This is a genomic window from Pseudomonas sp. 18058, assembly GCF_902706155.1.
Classification (GTDB): domain Bacteria; phylum Pseudomonadota; class Gammaproteobacteria; order Pseudomonadales; family Pseudomonadaceae; genus Aquipseudomonas; species Aquipseudomonas rustica.
This window is the reverse complement of record NZ_CACSJY010000002.1, coordinates 213,250-229,028: the sequence shown is the minus strand read 5'-3', so window position 1 is coordinate 229,028 and position 15,779 is coordinate 213,250. Positions and strand designations below refer to the sequence as shown.

Below are 15,779 nucleotides of genomic sequence, written 5' to 3'. Positions count from 1 at the left end.
CTTTTGACCTGGGTTTTTAAGATCAAAAGATCGCAGCGTGCCGCAGCTCCTACAAGTGTTTCAGCCAATCAACGCGAATCATTTTTTTAAAATTTATATTGCGCGCTAAATATTCGTGCGATACATTCACTCGGCACTTACTTAGCGCGCAAACAATTAGCGCAACACACCACACCCTACGAGGCTCTCACCATGCAAACTCTCTACACCGCAATCGCAACCTCCACTGGCGGCCGTGATGGTCGCGCGATCTCCAGCGACAACATCCTCGACGTCAAACTCGCCACCCCGAAAGAACTCGGCGGTGCTGGCGGCGCGGCGACCAACCCTGAGCAACTGTTTGCCGCTGGCTACTCGGCCTGCTTCATCGGCGCACTGAAATTTGTCGCCAGCCAGACCAAACGCAAGATCCCGGATGACGCGTCGATCACCGCCCACGTCGGCATTGGTCAGATCCCCGGCGGTTTTGGTCTGGACATCGATCTGCACATCAGCCTGCCCGGCCTGGAACAAGCCGACGCGCAATCGCTGGTCGACGCCGCGCACCAGGTCTGCCCGTACTCCAACGCCACCCGTGGCAATGTCGACGTCCGCTTGCACGTCACTGTGTAAACAAAGCAAAAGATCGCAGCCTGCGGCAGCTCCTACACCGATCCCTGTAGGAGCTGCCGCAGGCTGCGATCTTTTGATCTTTCTTTCAGACACAAAAAAGCCCGACTCAATGGTCGGGCTTTTTCTTTCCGCAAAAACCGGTGCTTATTTAGCACGGCCTTTGTAGGAACCGCCTTCGCGGGTGTCGATTTCGATCTTGTCACCGATTTCGATGAAGTCAGCAACTTGCAGCTCAGTACCGTTAGCCAGTTTGGCTGGCTTCATGACTTTGCCGGAAGTGTCGCCACGAGCCGAACCTTCGGTGTAGTCAACTACGCGCACGATGGTGGTCGGCAGCTCTACGGAAACCAGACGCTCTTCGAAGAAGATCGCTTCGCAAACATCGGTCATGCCTTCTTCAACGAAAGGCAGAACGGCTTCGATGTCTTCAGCGTTCAGCTCGTACATGGTGTAGTCAGTGGTGTCCATGAACGTGTAGGTGTCGCCGCTGATGAAGGACAGGGTCGCTTCTTTGCGGTCGAGGATTACGTCGTCCAGTTTGTCGTCAGCGCTGTAAACGATCTCGGTCTTGTAACCGGTCAGCAGGTTTTTCAGCTTGGTCTTCATGATCGCGCTGTTACGGCCCGACTTGGTGAATTCAGCTTTCTGAACCAGCCAAGGATCGTTTTCGAGACGGATCACGGTACCGGGTTTCAGTTCTTTACCAGTTTTCATTGCGAATATCCGAATTTGGATGGGATTTACAAAAATCTAGGCCGCGTATCATATCCAATTTAGGTAAAACTGTACCAGCGCTGCGGCAAGATCGGCCTGCAAGCCTTGTTCCAGACACCATTTTTGCGCATTTTCCTGCAGTTCTGGCCAGTGTTTGCGGCTTGCCAGCCAGTGTTCGCCGATCGGCTGACCGGCACTCCACGCCCGCCACAGACCGTTCATCGCCTCAGCAGCGGCCGGCGACAAGCCTTTTGTGTAAAGCGCGAGGAAGGCGTCGAGCTTGTCCAGATGTATATCTTCGTCCTGCTGATAGATGTGCCAGAGCATCGGCCGCCCCGCCCATTGCGCACGCACGAACGAATCTTCGCCACGCACTGCGTTGAAATCGCAGCACCACAGCAGCTGATCGTATTGATCCTGTCGGACGAACGGCAGCACTTGCACGGTCAACGACTGGCGCACATGAATCGCGCCGACACTCAGCGTTTCCACGTCCAGCCACTGGGCGACATCACCCAGCACGCGCCCTTCCGGCACCAACAGATGCGTCGGCAGACTGTCCGCCGCCAACACATCAAGCCAACTGGCCAGCCCTGCGTTCTCGTAGGCAAACAGCGAGATCAGTTGCGCCCCCTCGGCGCGATCAATCCCCAGACCTTGCAGGAATGTTCGCTGCGCCAGGGCGTCCTGCTGAAATTGCCTACGACGTTCCAGCAATCCGCGTTCACGCAGCAAACCGCCTGTCCCTGGTTGGAATCCCGGAAAAAAGAAGAACTTCTGCACGGTTTTGTATTTGACCGACGGCAGCCCGTGGCAACCGATCACCCAGTCTTCAGCGCTCAGATAGTCAAGGTTCATCCACAGCGGCGGCTTCTCGCGCTCGGCCATGGCGTCCATGTAATCACTCGGCAGCTGACAGGCAAACGCAGCGATCACCACATCGGCCGCCTCGGTGTGCAGCCACTCGCTCGGCCAGTGCCGCACCTCAACGCCTTGCTGAAATTGCTGCGCGACGTTGATATCAATCTCGGGACAGATACGCTCAAACGCACGCAGATCATCGACCCACAAGCGCACCGGCAAAGCATGCTCAGCGACCAATTGCCGAGCCAGACGCCAGGTCACGCCGATGTCGCCATAGTTGTCGACCACGGTGCAGAAAATATCCCAGCGGGGTTTCAGTTCCGACATTCAAGACTCCCGTTGGCAAAAGCTGCAATTGTCCGCATAAATCACCTCGCGCAGAAGAGCCGACGGCGATTAATCTTCGTGCGACAATCGCCGCTCGCCCGTCATCATCCGCCAGGAGGCAGCCATGCCCTACCGCCCAAACCCGCGTCGCCCCTTGCCTGTTCAGCTTAGTGCGCTGCGCCTGACCGGCAGCATTGCTTTGGGCATGTGGCTAGGCTTTCTCGCCATCGCGCTGACTTGCTGGGTGCTTTCCCGTTTTCTGTTCGCTGAACAATTGGCGCCGGTCGCTCAAGCCGTTCAGCAAGTCGCCAAACCACCAGCGGCGATTCCGGTTCAGCCGGACATTCCGCCGCAAAGCCAACTGTTCCAGCAGTACGAAGAAAACCTGCGCAAAAATGAACAGCAGGCTCGTCTGGATCAGGCGCGCAACAGCAGCCGCAATCAGTCGAACCCCAACTGCCAGTTCTGGCTGCAGCAAGATCAGACGGCTCCAAGCGAAAAATCCCGCGCCAACGTTTTGCAATTCTGCGATTGACCATGAACAAGCATACCGTCCACCAACTGATTCTCGACAAGCTGCGCATCGACCTCGACATCGCCGAACGTGCGGCGCAAACCGCTTACGAAACCGCGACTCACGAAGAGAACATCGCCGAAAACAAGTACGACACGTTGGGACTGGAAGCGTCGTATCTGGCGGCGGGTCAGGCGAAACGGGTCGAGGAAATTCGCCAGTCACTGGCGCTGTGCCAGAACCTGACGCTGCGTGCCTACGATGAAAATCGCGGCATCGAAGTCGGCGCCCTGCTCGGTCTGGAGGATGAAAAGGGTCGCGAGCAATGGCTGTTTCTGGCGCCGGATGCGGCAGGCCTGAAAGTCGACGTGGTCGGTCAGCCGATTACCGTCATCACCCCGCGCTCGCCGCTGGGCAAAAGTCTGCTGGGCAAGTGCGCAGGTGATGAGGTGGAGATTCTGGTGGCGGGCACCCGGCAACAGTTTGCTGTCACCGAGGTGCTCTGATTCAACGGATCAGTGAACCGGCAGTTCGACGCCGTCGAACAGTTCTTCCAGTTCCTGCTTGTTGTGGCACTGAATGGCTTTGGCCATCACTTCGCGGGTCAGGTGCGGCGCAAACTTCTCGATGAAGTCGCACATGAAACCACGCAGGAAGGTGCCGCGACGGAAACCGATCTTGGTGATGCTCGACTCGAACAGCTCGCTGGCGTCCAGCACTACCAGGTCGTTGTCGAGTTTGGTGTCGACTGCCATTTTCGCGACGATGCCCACGCCCAGACCCAGACGTACGTAAGTTTTGATCACGTCGGCGTCGGCAGCGGTGAACACCACTTTCGGCGTCAGGCCGCGATGGCTGAAGGCTTCGTCGAGTTTCGAACGGCCGGTGAACCCGAACACGTAAGTCACGATCGGGTATTCGGCCAGTGCTTCCAAAGTCAGCTTCGGCAGCTTGGTCAGCGGGTGACCCTGCGGCACGACCACGCAGCGGTTCCAGCGGTAGCACGGCATCATCACCAGATCGCCGAACAGTTCCAGCGCTTCGGTGGCAATCGCGAAATCGACGGTGCCGTCAGCGGCCATTTCAGCGATCTGCATCGGCGAACCCTGGTGCATGTGCAATGCGACGTCAGGGTATTGCTTGATGAAATTGCTGATCACCGGCGGCAAGGCATAACGCGCCTGGGTGTGCGTGGTGGCGATCGACAGGGTGCCCTTCTTCTCGTTGGAGAATTCCTGAGCGATCTGCTTGATGCTTTCGACCTTGCGCAGAATCTCACCGGCGGTGGTGATGATGCGCTCGCCGGCCGGGGTGACGCGGGTCAGGTGCTTGCCGCTACGGGCAAACACTTCAACGCCGAGTTCGTCTTCCAGCAGACGGATTTGTTTACTGATGCCCGGTTGCGAGGTGTAAAGGCTTTGGGCTGTAGCGGAAACGTTGAGGTCGTGGTGCGCCACTTCCCAGATGTAGCGCAATTGTTGAAGCTTCATATGTATCCCTCAAAGCAGGTAGACGCCACGGGCATCAGCGACGGTATATAACTATATTAATGGTTTGAAGAATAAATCTAGAACTTTTTTGTCAAAGTGCCATTATTCTGCTTCAGCGATCCTCACTGCGCCGACGCTCAACCAGCGGCACCAGATAAACCGGCACCTTCGATAACTGCAGAACCCGCGCCGCCGTTCGCCCCAACGGCGTTTCCGCGCCAACCCCATGGCTATGACTGCCAACGATCAGCAAGTCGACAGAGAGTTTCTGCACCTGGTCGAGAATCACCTGTGACGGATCACCCTGCAGCACGCGCACTGCGCGAATGCGCTGCAAGTCTTGTTCGCCTTCATCGCCCAATTCTTCACGAAAGCTTTCCAGCACCCGCTGCTCGATATTGGCGATGACTGTTTTCAGACCTTGGCTATGAAATTCGTTCAATGCCTGCTCATCGAGATAGCTCTGCAACACCGATTCGGCGAACAGCCCCATCGGCTCCACCGCGTGCACCACGTACAGGTCAGCATTGAATGTTCGCGCCAACGCCAGGGCATGCTGCATCACCAACGGTGCGTACAGACCGAGGTCAGTGGCATACAGCATCGAACGAATCATATGACCTCCTCGCAAGCCAACATGGCGGAGATTTGATTCAGCTTAGCAGTGCCTTGGCGACTACGACGTGCGGCGCAACGTCTTGAACCGTTTGGGCTTTAGACCGCTGGTTCGTTGCTGATGCCGTGGGGGACATGGCCGGTGGCAACCACTTCGCGGGCAGCCTCGCAATGCCCGGCCTGATCGTCGAAAAACACGTCAGCGGCGAACGCTTCGAGGAACGCCGATTTGGTCAGACCGCCGAGAAACAACGATTCGTCGAGACGAATATCCCACTCGCGCAACGTGCGAATGACCCGCTCGTGCGCCGGTGCCGAACGCGCGGTAACCAGCGCCGTGCGGATTGGGCAATCGTCATCGGGGAATTCGCGCTGGAGCAAATTGAGCGCAGCCAGAAAGCCTTTGAACGGGCCGCCACGCAACGGTTCGCGGGCTGATTCGCGCTCCTTGGCCTGAAACGCTTCCAGCCCGCCGGACTGATACACACGCTCCGACTCGTCGGAAAAAATCACCGCATCACCATCGAAGGCGATGCGCAATTCGTCGCTGGCGGCACGGCTGGCGCCACCGGACAGAATGGTTGCTGCCGCAAAACCAGCATCCAGCGCCGCACGCACATCCTCGGCGTGGGTCGACAGAAACAAATCACAACCAAAGGCTTTCAGATACGGATAAGGACTGCGTCCGCCGACAAACGCCGCGCGGGAAATCGCCAGCCCATAATGGTGAATCGAGTTGAACACGCGCAGGCCAGTATCGGCGCTGTTGCGCGACACCAGAATCACCTCGACCCGCGCGCGGCCGAGGCGACTGTTGAGTGCCAGGAGTTTTTCCACCAGCGGGAAGGCATCGCCGGGCGCGAGAATCTCGTCTTCGTGTTCGATCTGATATTGCCGATAGGCTTCGACGCCGCTCGACAGATACACCTTGTGGCTCTCGCTCAGGTCGAACAAGGCCCGCGACGAAATCGCCAGCACCAGTTTGTCATCGATGTTCTTGGCCATGCGTTCCCCCGCCCCTTACAAAAAACCGACCTAAACGTTGCGTCGGTCGATAAAGCTTAAATTGCGGTACAGCGCTTCGATACGCGGCAAGTCACAGCCTGCCGCTTTCGCTGCCGCCAGTGGTCGAGCGTAGATCGCTTCGAGTTCCAGCGGACGCTTGTGTAAAAAATCGTGGTACATGCTCGGCCAGTAGTCGGGCATTTTCTCGGTCATCGTGAACAGAAAACCGGCGTAACCGGGCGGCATGTCGTGGCCGCAGGCTTTGGCGCCCTCAACCACTTCGGCCATCAATGCCTGAATGTGCGCGCGGCTGTCGGCATCAGCCATCAACGGCGTGGTGCCCGCGCCGAGCAATACCGAGAGACCGTTGTAAGGGATATTCCAGACCAGTTTCTGCCAGCGCGCCTGGTGCAGATTGGGCATCGCTTGCGAATCAAGACCGGCGGTACGGAACAGCTCGGCGCCCTGCTCGACGATCGCCATACGCGCAACATCATCAATCGCCGAGCCGCTGTGATAACCGACGTTGACTGCGCCGAGCGCCTGATGCGTCACCAGACCCGGCCCCTCGCGATGCACGCAGATCAGGCACAGACCACCGAGCAGATGCAGCGAATCAGGCAACAGCGGGCGCAAACTGTCTTCAACGTCCAGACCGTTTTGCAGCAACAGCACTTTCGCATCCGGCTTGGCGGCTTGAATGATTGCCGGCGCCAGATCAGCGTTGCTGGTGGTTTTTGCGCCCACCAGCAGCCAGTCACACTTGGGCATGTCTTCAGCGGACGAATAGGCTTGCGCCGGGTTCAACGTCATCTGGCCATGCACCGCGCTGTTCACCTGCAAACCGCGCTCGGCGACTGCCGAGAATTCGCTGCGCAACAAAAAGTGCACATCGAAACCGGCCCGCGCCAGCATCACACCGTAAAATCCCCCGATTGCGCCGGTACCAATAATCCCGATCACCGGCTTATTCACTGCCGCCATCATGGCAACTCCTCTGCAATTCGACCCAGCGCCTGCGCCAATGCTTCGTTGAGTGCATCGGCGGTCAGGCGTGCGTGCACAGCCCCAAAGAACTCGCCGTAGCGCACTACAAATAGCGCCGGCAAATGAAAGACCTGATAACGCTCGACCAAGCCACCGTTGTCGCCGGCGTCGATCCAGCACAAGCGATCGGCCGCCAGCGCCATCCCCGGCAATACTTCGCGGGCATAGCGGCAACTCGCGCAGCCGACACTGGTGAAAATCACCAGCGAAACGCCGCTCATCGCCAGCAGCCGTTGGTCGGCGTCGAAATCGGTCAGTTCGGATTCGACCACTATACTGGGGGAAACAATGTCAAATGGCCGACACAGGGAGTCTGTGCTCATGGGACGTTTCATTCCTCATCCGGACGAGGTGCCGGTTGAATTAACCTTGCTCAAGCCTGAATGTATTTCCAGGCAACAGCTGCACACTATCAGCCTCGGCGGCATCGCTTGCAATTACCACCGTGCCTGGCGCCATGGCACGGCGCTGCAAGTGCGCATGCCGACGCTCAACACCGACATCTGTTATCCGGGCTACGTGGCGTGGTGTTTGCGGCGTAAAAAAGGTTATCTGGTGGGCATCGCCTTTACCGATGAGCAGACGCTGTTCAGCGCACGAATGGGTGAGCAGGTGTGTCAGATCGAGCGCTACTGCCGCATGAACGAAACCCACGATGATCTGCAGGAAATTCAGGCTGTGGCCCTGCAATGGGTCGAGCAACACGCCGATGAGTTCTCCCATGACAGCGTGCGCAAGGCTTTTGCGCAGCCAGCGCTGGACTAAAGCACCTTTTGCCCATTGTCGAGCAGGCGCTTTACGCGCTAAGGTTCCGCTCCCCGACGCGCTTAAATCTGCTGTGCTCCGCCGCGCGGGGATCGCTGGCGGCCGGCACCCGTGACCTGACGAGTAAACGATGGCTGATTTACCGATCAACGACCTAAACGTCGCCTCTAACGAGACCCTGATCACTCCTGATCAGCTCAAGCGTGATATCCCTCTGAGCGACGCCGCCCTGCGCACCGTCACCAAGGGCCGCGAAGTTATTCGCAACATTCTTGATGGCACCGACCACCGTCTGTTCGTAGTGATCGGCCCGTGCTCGATCCACGACATCAAGGCTGCCCACGAATACGCCGATCGCCTCAAGGTGCTGGCGGAGGAAGTCTCCGACACCCTGTATCTGGTCATGCGCGTGTATTTCGAGAAGCCGCGCACCACCGTCGGCTGGAAAGGCCTGATCAACGATCCGTACCTGGACGACTCGTTCAAGATTCAGGACGGCCTGCACATCGGTCGCCAGTTGCTGCTGGATCTGGCCGAAAAAGGCCTGCCGACCGCCACTGAAGCCCTCGACCCGATCTCCCCGCAGTATCTGCAGGATCTGATCAGTTGGTCGGCCATCGGCGCGCGCACCACTGAATCGCAGACTCACCGTGAAATGGCTTCCGGCCTGTCCTCGGCGGTCGGCTTCAAGAACGGCACAGACGGCGGCCTGACGGTTGCGATCAACGCCTTGCAGTCAGTCTCCAGCCCGCACCGCTTCCTCGGTATCAACCAGGAAGGTGGCGTGTCGATCGTCACCACCAAAGGCAACGCCTACGGTCACGTCGTGCTGCGCGGTGGCAACGGCAAGCCGAACTACGATTCGGTCAGCGTTGCCCTGTGCGAGCAGGCGCTGAACAAAGCCAAGATCAAGCCGAACGTGATGGTTGATTGCAGCCACGCCAACTCCAACAAGGATCCGGCCCTGCAACCGCTGGTGATGGAAAACGTCGCCAACCAGATCCTCGAAGGCAACCAGTCGATCATCGGCCTGATGGTCGAAAGTCACCTGAACTGGGGCTGCCAGGCGATTCCGAAAGACCTCGCCGATCTGCAATACGGCGTGTCGATCACCGATGCCTGCATCGACTGGTCGGCCACCGAGACCACCCTGCGCAGCATGCACGCCAAGCTCAAAGACGTGCTGCCGAAACGTCAGCGCAACTGATCGAGGTTTCGCAGGCATAAAAAAACGCCGGGCAATGCCCGGCGTTTTTGTGTGTGCGATTCAGATCTTCGCGGCGCGGCGCTGGTGGCGCTCCATATAGCGCTCGACGTAGGAGCACGACGGGATCACCGTGTAGCCCATTTCTTCGGCGTACTGCAGCGCGCTTTCGGTCAGCGCTGCCGCTATGCCTCGGCCACGCAGGGCGTTGGGCACGAACGTGCGATAGATATCCAGGGTCTGTTTCCCCAGATCCATATAGGTCAGATAGGCACGATGACCGTCCACATTGGTCTCGAACTGATGACCAGCCTGGTCATGGTGGATGGACAACGCCTCGCTCATCACTACTCCTCGCGGGTCTTGAATTCCGACCCCTACCTTACCGATGTTTTTCCGGCGAAGGAACATCTACGCCACCCCGTGCCTGTTGGACACCGAGAAGAGCCACACCGATCTCGCGCAACCGAGCACCTGATAAATAGTAGGCACCATTGGCAAAAATGCTCAAGGTGCGCTCGTCATCAAGCCAGTTGACGGGGGTTGCTCCGATGGACGCAGGGGTGGCGTGGGAGAAGATCTTCCCGGGCCGCTCACCTGAACATTGCCGGATGTTGAGACTTAAGACGTGCAGCCTTTTTTAAAGTCACCTCAAGAAACATAAAGATAGGTGATGCACCACGCAAAATCGCAATGAAAGTATGGACGAATTGATATAGACAGACTTTAGCCAAGACTGCAAAAACAACCATCACAACGGGAACTTTTTCCCATTAACTCGCTCAGCGCGGGGCTTGTAGCTGTTTATTTTTTAAACAGCGCAGTTAAAAGTTGCTCGAAAAAGAATCAACGCCTACAATTTTTTTTGCATCTTGCGCTACGTCAGTTTACTTACTACAAGTAATGGGTAGTATGTACGCCGGCTATTTCCTCAATCGGAGGAGACAGTCACTTAATTGAAAGTCCTTGAAGGGGAACACGATGAACAACGTTCTGAAATTCTCTGCTCTGGCTCTGGCCGCAGTTCTGGCTACCGGTTGCAGCAGCGCATCGAAAGAAACCGAAGCACGTCTGACCGCTACTGAAGACGCAGCTGCTCGCTCCCAGGCTCGTGCAGACGAAGCTTACCGTAAAGCTGATGAAGCTCTGGCTGCTGCTCAAAAAGCACAACAGACTGCTGACGAAGCTAACGAGCGTGCTCTGCGCATGCTGGACAAAGCTAGCCGCAAGTAATAGTCCTTCGGGATTGTTATCAAGCCGATCCGATGTCTGGATCGGCTTTTTTGTGCCTGGTACTTTTGTCCGGGCAATAAAAAACCCGCCGACGCTTTTGGCATCGACGGGTTCTTGATCGCCAGCTTACTGCTGCAGATCGATCGGCGCACTCGAGACAATCGGCGCCGACGCACTCGGCGTGCCGATTTCTGTCGGCAGACCATCTTCAGCGGCGACCACATCGCGCACTACATCCCAGTTCACCCGCAGATTACTGGTGACGTCTTCACGCTTGAGCATCGCATTGATGACCGCCGTGTGTTTGTCGACCACCGACGGGTTGCCCTTGTCGTCAATCGGCGTGTGCGCTTCCAGGTACACCTTGCCGCCACTGCTGCCGAATTTGTAGGCATCGTTGATGATGCGCACCGACGTGCCGACCGGCACCATGCTGGCCATTTCCAGCACGTTGTTGTTGAACATGCGGAAGCAACCGTGGCTGGTACGCATGCCGATACCGAATTTCTTGTTCGAACCGTGAATCAGGTAACCCGGCGTGCCGAGGTTGAACTTGAACGGCCCCAACGGGTTGTCCGGGCCGGCCGGCACGACGTTCGGTAGCGGATCGCCATCAGCGGCGTGCTCAGCCTTGATCGACGCTGGCGGCGTCCAGGTCGGGTTCGGCGTCTTCGCGGTGATGGTGGTGTGCGCGATCGGCGAACCCCAACCTTCACGGCCAATCCCCAGCGGGAACGTGTAAACCACGTTCTTGCCCTTCGGGAAGTAGTAGAGGCGGTACTCGGCGAGGTTGATCACGATGCCTTCGCGCGGGCCCGGCGGCAGAATGAAACGGGTCGGCAAGACGATTTCAGTGCCGGCGCCCGGCAACCAGGCATCGACGCCCGGGTTGGCCGCGACCATTTCCGAATAGCCCAGATCGTAGGTCGTGCCCAGATCGGCGAAGGTATCTTCGTACTTGGCTTTGATCACCTGCACCTGACCGATGATGTCTTCACCGGGCGGTGGCAGGGGAAACTCCAATGCAGCAACGGGACCGGCCACACACAGGGCGGCAAGTGACAGGCAGCGGGTGACGGCAGGCAAGCGCGGCAACATCCGGAAAATCCTTCGCATGATCAACAAGGGTATAAGAGCGCGATTGTACACCGCACCTAGAGTATTCGGGGAGACAGCCCGATAGGCTGGCGAAACTCTTCATGTAGGAGCTGCCGCAGGCTGCGATCTTTTGACCCTAAAGCTCGAAACGCAGCTCCGGCCAGATCGGCGACGTGCCACGCTTCTGCGACTCCAGAATCGCCCGGCACAGCGAGCACAGACGCTGATCCTGAAACACCCGGCGATCAACACTCGACCAGCGCGGTTGCGCCGGCAGCAGGCTGCCGCACAGGGTTCGATCAGCCGAGCCACCGAGTTCGAGCTGACGCGTCACCAAATGCACCCGCACTTCCTGGCAGGCGAACAGATCCAGCTGCTCGTCAGGCTCGATCAGTTGGTAGGCAAACAGGGACCAGGCAGAACGCGACATCTGGGGCTCCGAATAAGGGGGCGCCACATTAGCCGAAAGCCTGCCCTTAGAAAAGCCTCATAACAGCGGTTTTAGCGTCGGCCAGACATTTTCCAGTAACTTGCCCTGCGCCCCGACCGCCGGGTGTAATCCATCGGCCTGCATCAAGTCCGGATGACCGCCGACGCCGTCGAGGAAAAACGGCACCAGCGGGATCTTTTTATCGTCGGCGAGTTTGCCGTAGACCTCGGCGAAAGCATCGGTGTAACGCTTGCCGTAGTTGGGCGGCAGTTGCATGCCGAGCAACAACACCTTGGCGCCGCTCTGGCGCGAGCTGTCGATCATCGAGGCAAGATTTTGTTGCAATTGAGTTGGCGGCATTCCGCGCAAGCCATCATTGCCGCCCAGTTCGAGGATCACCAGTTCCGGCTTATGCTCTGCAAGCAGCGCCGGCAGGCGCGCCTGGCCTCCGGCACTGGTGTCGCCGCTGATCGAGGCATTGACGACTTTATCGTCGAAACCCTCCTGTTTGAGCCGTTGTTCGAGCAACGACACCCACCCCAAGCGGGTATCCAGCCCGAAACCGGCGCTGATACTATCGCCAACGATCAGGACAGTACCCGCCGCTGCGTTCTGGGCCATGCACATAACGGCCAGGCCAGCACTCAAAAACCACACACGCATCGGATTCTCCATGGGCTCAAGCATTCTCACCGCGAAGAACCTCAGCAAAGTGGTTCCCAGCGCGGAAGGTGAACTGACTATCCTGCACGAACTCAGCCTGGAACTGAACAAGGGCGACAGCCTGGCCATCGTTGGCGCGTCCGGTTCCGGCAAATCCACCCTCCTCGGCCTGCTCGCCGGCCTCGACCTGCCGAGCAGCGGCGAAGTCATCCTCGCCGGGCAAAGCCTGAGCAATCTCGATGAAGACCAGCGCGCACGCATTCGCGCCGAGCACGTCGGTTTCGTCTTTCAATCGTTTCAATTGCTCGACAGCCTCAATGCGCTGGAAAACGTCATGCTGCCGCTGGAGCTTGATGGCCGCAAAGATGCGCGTGAGCGTGCGACCGAATTGCTCCAGCGCGTCGGCCTCGGCCAGCGCCTGACCCACTCGCCGCGCCAGCTCTCCGGTGGCGAGCAGCAGCGTGTAGCGATTGCCCGAGCGTTTGCCGCCGAGCCTGATGTGCTGTTCGCCGATGAACCCACCGGCAACCTCGACAGCCACACCGGCGAGCGCATCAGCGACTTGCTCTTCGAGTTGAACAAGGAGCGCGGCACCACCCTGGTGCTGGTGACCCACGACGAACGCCTGGCCCATCGCTGCCGGCGCCTGATCCGTCTTGAAGCCGGGCTGTTGGTCGCCCCTCTGGAGCCTTGATGGCACGTTTGCCGCTGTTGCGTCTGTTCAGTCTCGCCATTCGCCAATTAATGCGCGATGCCCGCGCCGGCGAATTGCGCGTGTTGTTCTTTGCATTGGTGGTGGCCGTGGCGGCCAGTACCGCCATCGGCTACTTCGGCGCACGTTTGAACGGCGCGATGATGTTGCGCGCCACCGAGTTTCTCGGCGCCGATCTGGTGCTTGAAGGCAGCTCACCGGCCCGCGAGGAGCAAATCAAAAGCGGCACCGAGTTGCGCCTGAATCATGCGCAAGTCGTGGAGTTCTCCAGCGTCATCGCCACCGACAACGGCATTCAGTTGTCGAGCATCAAAGCCGTCGATCGCGCCTATCCATTACGCGGTGAACTGAAAAGTGCACCGGCACCCTTCGCGCCTGAAGACATCGGCGGCGAACCGCAGCCCGGCGAAGCCTGGGTCGAAGCACGCTTGCTGACAGCGCTGGATCTGAAGATCGGCGACAGCATCGACGTCGGCATGAAGACGTTGAAGCTGACCCGCATCCTGACTTACGAACCGGATCGCGCCGGCAACTTTTATAGCCTGACCCCACGGGTACTGATCAACCTCGACGACCTCGCCGCCACCGGCGTGGTGCAACCGGGCAGCCGGGTGAGTTATCGCGAACTGTGGCGCGGTGAGCCGCAGGCGCTGGAAACCTATCGGCAACTGATCAAACCGGGCCTTGCGGCCAATCAGCGCATTCAGGATGCCCGCGACGGTAACCGGCAAATTGGTGGCGCGCTAGGCAAGGCTGAACGTTATCTGAACATGGCCAGTCTGGTCGCGGTGCTGTTGGCCGGTGTAGCAGTGGCGTTGTCGGCGAACCGTTTTGCCAGCCGCCGTTTCGATGCCAGCGCGTTACTGCGCTGCCTCGGACTGTCGCGCCGGGAAACCATGCTGCTGTTCAGTATTCAACTGACCGTACTTGGCTTGCTCGCTGCCCTCAGCGGTGCGCTGCTCGGTTGGTTGGCGCAGTTGGGCTTGTTCGCACTGCTGCATGATTTGCTGCCGAGCGATGTACCTGCGGGCGGATTGTTTCCGGCGATTGCCGGGATCGGCACCGGGCTCGTAGCCTTGGCCGGTTTCGCCCTGCCGCCGCTCGCGGCACTGGGTCGCGTACCGCCGCTGCGCGTGTTGCGTCGCGACATGCTGCCTATTCCGTCGAGCACCTGGATGGTTTATGGCGTGGCACTCGGCGCACTCGGTCTGATCATGTGGCGTTTGAGTCTGGATCTGCTGCTGACATTTGCCTTGCTCGGCGGCGGTGTGGTTGCCGCGCTGGTGCTTGGCGGTTTGCTGCTCTTACTGCTGAAAAGTCTGCGCCGGATGCTCGCCCGCGCTTCGCTGCCGTGGCGCCTGGGTCTGGGCCAGTTGCTGCGTCATCCCTTGGCCGCCGCCGGTCAATCGCTGGCCTTCGGTTTAATCCTGTTGTCGATGGCGTTGATCGCGCTACTGCGTGGCGAACTGCTCGACACTTGGCAAAACCAGTTGCCGAAAAATGCCCCTAACTACTTTGCCCTGAACATTCTGCCCGCCGATAAACAGGCGTTCAGCGATCACCTGATCAATGTGTCAGCCCAAGCGGCGCCGCTGTATCCGGTAGTGCCGGGCCGACTGATCAGCATCAACGGCGATCCGGTACAGCAGATCGTCAGCAAGGATTCGGCGGGGGATCGTGCGATACAACGCGACCTGAGCCTGACCTGGGCTGCCGATTTGCCCACTGGTAACAAAATCACCGCAGGGTCATGGTGGAGCGGACAACCGTCGGACGACGTACCCGGTGTGTCGGTCGAAGGTAAAGTTGCAGAGAGTCTGAAACTGAAGCTTGGCGATCATCTGGTGTTCACTGTCGGCGGGGTCAATCGTGAAGCGAAGGTCACCAGCCTGCGCGAGATCAACTGGGATAACTTCCAGCCGAACTTCTTCATGATCTTCCAGCCCGGCACCTTGAAAGATCTGCCAGCGACCTACCTGACCAGCTTCTATCTGGCACCGGGTCATGATCAGCAGATTGTCGAGCTGTCGCGCGCCTTCCCGGCGGTGACCATCCTGCAGGTCGAAGCCCTGCTCGAACAGCTGCGCAGCATCCTCGCCCAAGTCACCCTGGCCGTGGAATATGTGTTGTTGTTTGTTTTGGCTGCGGGAATGGCGGTGTTGTTTTCCGGCCTGCAAGCGACGCTGGATGAACGTATTCGCCAAGGCGCGTTGTTGCGTGCGCTGGGCGCGGAAAGGCAATTGCTGATCAAGGCGCGGCGCATCGAGTTCGGTTTGCTCGGCGCGGTCAGCGGTTTGCTCGCGGCCATCGGTTCGGAAGTGGTGAGTCTGGTGCTCTATCGCTACGCCTTCGACCTGCCGTGGCATCCGCATCCATGGTTGTTGGTGCTGCCATTGATAGGCGCGGCGCTGATCGGTGGCGCCGGTGTATTCGGTACGCGCCGGGCGCTCAACGCAAGTCCGCTGACAGTGTTGCGCGAGGGTTGA

General features: G+C 58.8%; 19 protein-coding genes. 8 read left to right on the top strand and 11 right to left on the bottom strand.

Annotated features, from left to right (window positions below):
• Positions 1-192: 192 nt before the first annotated feature.
• On the top strand, positions 193-612 hold the full coding sequence (locus GVL50_RS02235) for an organic hydroperoxide resistance protein (protein WP_034155242.1): 420 nt from the start codon (positions 193-195) through the stop codon (positions 610-612).
• 144 nt (positions 613-756) lie between these two features.
• Here the strand turns inward: GVL50_RS02235 and GVL50_RS02230 are convergent, their stop codons facing one another.
• Positions 757-1,326, bottom strand: coding sequence for an elongation factor P (locus tag GVL50_RS02230; protein ID WP_007908599.1), 570 nt, complete (start codon positions 1,324-1,326; stop codon positions 757-759).
• A gap of 48 nt (positions 1,327-1,374) precedes the next feature.
• Positions 1,375-2,517: an elongation factor P maturation arginine rhamnosyltransferase EarP gene (gene earP / locus GVL50_RS02225; protein WP_159811587.1), complete on the bottom strand. Its 1,143-nt coding sequence runs from the start codon at positions 2,515-2,517 to the stop codon at positions 1,375-1,377.
• A 124-nt stretch (positions 2,518-2,641) separates the two neighbouring features.
• Here earP and GVL50_RS02220 point away from each other — a divergent pair, with 124 nt between their 5' ends.
• Together GVL50_RS02220 and GVL50_RS02215 are read left to right on the top strand one after the other, a co-directional pair.
• A complete protein-coding gene (locus GVL50_RS02220; protein WP_053122285.1) occupies positions 2,642-3,052 on the top strand; it encodes a hypothetical protein in 411 nt (136 codons plus the stop codon).
• Positions 3,053-3,054: 2 nt separating this feature from the next.
• The gene (locus tag GVL50_RS02215) at positions 3,055-3,537 is read left to right on the top strand and encodes a GreA/GreB family elongation factor (RefSeq protein WP_159811586.1); all 483 of its coding nucleotides are present in this window, start codon (positions 3,055-3,057) and stop codon (positions 3,535-3,537) included.
• 9 nt (positions 3,538-3,546) lie between these two features.
• On the opposite strand, the gene cysB is transcribed toward GVL50_RS02215, so the two are convergent.
• From cysB to GVL50_RS02190, 5 genes are all read right to left on the bottom strand, one after another.
• Entirely contained in the window at positions 3,547-4,521 is a 975-nt protein-coding gene (gene cysB / locus GVL50_RS02210; RefSeq protein WP_007908591.1) for an HTH-type transcriptional regulator CysB, read from the bottom strand.
• Positions 4,522-4,633: 112 nt separating this feature from the next.
• A complete protein-coding gene (locus tag GVL50_RS02205; RefSeq protein WP_053122288.1) occupies positions 4,634-5,137 on the bottom strand; it encodes a universal stress protein in 504 nt (167 codons plus the stop codon).
• Positions 5,138-5,235: 98 nt separating this feature from the next.
• Positions 5,236-6,141 (bottom strand): 5'-nucleotidase, encoded by a 906-nt coding sequence (locus GVL50_RS02200; RefSeq protein ID WP_053122291.1) that lies wholly within the window; start codon positions 6,139-6,141, stop codon positions 5,236-5,238.
• A 30-nt stretch (positions 6,142-6,171) separates the two neighbouring features.
• Positions 6,172-7,128 carry a putative 2-dehydropantoate 2-reductase gene (locus GVL50_RS02195; protein WP_053122292.1) on the bottom strand — a complete coding sequence of 319 codons (957 nt, stop codon included), beginning with the start codon at positions 7,126-7,128 and terminating at the stop codon, positions 6,172-6,174.
• Entirely contained in the window at positions 7,125-7,511 is a 387-nt protein-coding gene (locus GVL50_RS02190; protein WP_159811585.1) for a co-chaperone YbbN, read from the bottom strand. The genes GVL50_RS02195 and GVL50_RS02190 overlap by 4 nt, the downstream gene beginning before the upstream one ends.
• Between GVL50_RS02190 and GVL50_RS02185 the strand changes: the two genes are divergently transcribed.
• Complete coding sequence (locus GVL50_RS02185) at positions 7,510-7,953, top strand: PilZ domain-containing protein (RefSeq protein ID WP_053122296.1); 444 nt, start codon at positions 7,510-7,512, stop codon at positions 7,951-7,953. The two genes, GVL50_RS02190 and GVL50_RS02185, sit on opposite strands and share 2 nt — an antisense overlap.
• A gap of 130 nt (positions 7,954-8,083) precedes the next feature.
• Complete coding sequence (locus GVL50_RS02180; protein WP_053122298.1) at positions 8,084-9,160, top strand: 3-deoxy-7-phosphoheptulonate synthase; 1,077 nt, start codon at positions 8,084-8,086, stop codon at positions 9,158-9,160.
• A gap of 60 nt (positions 9,161-9,220) precedes the next feature.
• On the opposite strand, the gene GVL50_RS02175 is transcribed toward GVL50_RS02180, so the two are convergent.
• Complete coding sequence (locus GVL50_RS02175; protein ID WP_003226804.1) at positions 9,221-9,502, bottom strand: GNAT family N-acetyltransferase; 282 nt, start codon at positions 9,500-9,502, stop codon at positions 9,221-9,223.
• A 636-nt stretch (positions 9,503-10,138) separates the two neighbouring features.
• Here GVL50_RS02175 and oprI point away from each other — a divergent pair.
• Positions 10,139-10,390, top strand: a complete 252-nt coding sequence (gene oprI, locus GVL50_RS02170; protein WP_003199355.1) for an outer membrane lipoprotei OprI — start codon at positions 10,139-10,141, stop codon at positions 10,388-10,390.
• A 126-nt stretch (positions 10,391-10,516) separates the two neighbouring features.
• Here the strand turns inward: oprI and GVL50_RS02165 are convergent, their stop codons facing one another.
• The 3 genes from GVL50_RS02165 to GVL50_RS02155 form a co-directional block, all read right to left on the bottom strand.
• A complete protein-coding gene (locus GVL50_RS02165) occupies positions 10,517-11,488 on the bottom strand; it encodes a L,D-transpeptidase family protein (protein WP_159811584.1) in 972 nt (323 codons plus the stop codon).
• A gap of 136 nt (positions 11,489-11,624) precedes the next feature.
• Entirely contained in the window at positions 11,625-11,918 is a 294-nt protein-coding gene (locus GVL50_RS02160; protein ID WP_007908575.1) for a hypothetical protein, read from the bottom strand.
• Between the two features lie 57 nt (positions 11,919-11,975).
• Positions 11,976-12,581, bottom strand: a complete 606-nt coding sequence (locus GVL50_RS02155) for an arylesterase (RefSeq protein ID WP_053122303.1) — start codon at positions 12,579-12,581, stop codon at positions 11,976-11,978.
• 10 nt (positions 12,582-12,591) lie between these two features.
• On the opposite strand from GVL50_RS02155, the gene GVL50_RS02150 reads away from it, so the two are divergent.
• A complete protein-coding gene (locus GVL50_RS02150; RefSeq protein WP_159811583.1) occupies positions 12,592-13,275 on the top strand; it encodes an ABC transporter ATP-binding protein in 684 nt (227 codons plus the stop codon).
• The gene (locus GVL50_RS02145) at positions 13,275-15,779 is read left to right on the top strand and encodes an ABC transporter permease (protein ID WP_159811582.1); all 2,505 of its coding nucleotides are present in this window, start codon (positions 13,275-13,277) and stop codon (positions 15,777-15,779) included. The genes GVL50_RS02150 and GVL50_RS02145 overlap by 1 nt, the downstream gene beginning before the upstream one ends.